General features: G+C 29.4%; 1 protein-coding gene and 1 pseudogene. Both read left to right on the forward strand.

Going from position 1 to position 1,667, the window contains the following annotated elements:
• A pseudogene (locus tag F6K18_RS36070) lies at window positions 1–232 on the forward strand (hypothetical protein); the annotation flags it as partial.
• A 326-nt stretch (window positions 233–558) separates the two neighbouring features.
• On the forward strand, window positions 559–1,667 hold a 1,109-nt coding region (locus F6K18_RS36075; RefSeq protein WP_287528171.1), incomplete at its 3' end, for a hypothetical protein.

Raw genomic sequence — 1,667 nt, forward strand, 5'->3', positions numbered from 1 at the left:
TGCAGTAGGAGTAAGAAAAGGTTATCCAGCGTTAATTTCTAAAGTTAATAGCTTACAAAAAGCAAAAGTTAATGTATTTAATGCGGTGGATATTTTTGATGATGAAAAAGAAATTGTTTATCGAGATAGTTGTTGTCATTATAATATGATTGGCCAGACAATATTAGACAAATATATTGCTAATACCATTTCTCATGCATTCTTGCTATATCTCCTTGAGAGTAGGGAGTAGGGTTAAAAGACATAAGATATTTTGGTTTAATGCCGATAATTGCATGCAAAAATTACTGAAGCATTATTATTACTTAATCACTGAAATTCATTGAAGTATAGCATTATTTCTGGGAATTGGTATAATTCATTTAAAGCTGCTATGGAAAAGAAAGAGTAAGGATTCAGCAGTTAGCCATCAGCTATCAGCTATGAGTTATTAATTCATTATATTGGAAGAAGAAATTAGTATTCAAGGAGAATAAAAAATTATGTTTGCGCAGCATTCCGGAGGAAATGCTTACTATAATAAAATGCAATTAGGGTAAACAAAAATTCAGCAATGCTATGAAAAATTTTAAATTGATGCAGGGAATAAAAACAGGATTTAGTTTAGTTATTATTAACTTGGTTTTAGCATTTATTGGTTTAGAGGCTGTGTCATTAGGATTTTATTTTTCTCAGAAAAAAGAACTATTTTATACTAGAAAAAATACTATTTCTCAAGTTCGGGAAGAGTTAGAAAAAACAGGAACTAGATTAGGTGCGGATATAAATAATGAATCAATCTTAGAGCGGCTACATCCTTTTTTTGGCTATGTACTAAAACCAGGAAGTTTTAGCAACGAAGAATTAGGAATTAAGGTTAATAATTACGGCTTCGTATCTAAGTATGATTACCCTTTTATTAAAAGTAATAAAAATCAGTTTGTTATAGGTATATTTGGCGGTTCAGTTGCTAGTGATTTTTCTGTAAATTCGATTGATAATGAAGCTAGGGGTAATCAAGGATTTATTCAATATTTAAAACAAATTCCCCAATTAAAAGACAAAGAAATTATCATTTTATCTTTTGCAAGTGGGGGTTATAAACAACCACAACAGTTATTAATGCTTAACTATTTTATTTCTATCGGGCAAGAGTTTGATTTAGTTATTAATATAGATGGCTTTAATGAAGTAGCATTATCTCATCAAAATAATCAGGAAAGAATAGATTTATCTTTACCAAGTATACAACATATCCTACCTTTAACACAGTTAGCTAGTGACGATCTTTCTGTAATGGCAGCGATCGTTCAAATAAGTGAACTGAAAAATAATTTATCAACTGCTATTAATAAATTGGAAAGTTGTAAATTAGCGTTGTGTCATGGTTGGAGAAGTTTGCAGGTTAAAAGATTATTAGACAGATATCAAACAGAGATTATTAAATATGATGAACAAATTGCTAGAAATTCTAGCAAAATTGATGGTAGTAATAGTCTAATATCTTTGAAGAAAATGTCAGAAATATTAGAGGATAAAGTTGCTTTTGAAAAAGTTGCTGAAAATTGGTATGAGTCATCACTAACAATGAGTCAAATTCTAGTTGAGAGAAATATATTGTATTTTCACTTTATTCAGCCAAATCAATATTATCCTACAGAAAGAGTCTTTAGTTCAGAAGAAAAAAA

Origin of the sequence: Okeania sp. SIO2C2, assembly GCF_010692625.1 — a bacterium.
GTDB lineage: Bacteria > Cyanobacteriota > Cyanobacteriia > Cyanobacteriales > Microcoleaceae > Okeania > Okeania hirsuta.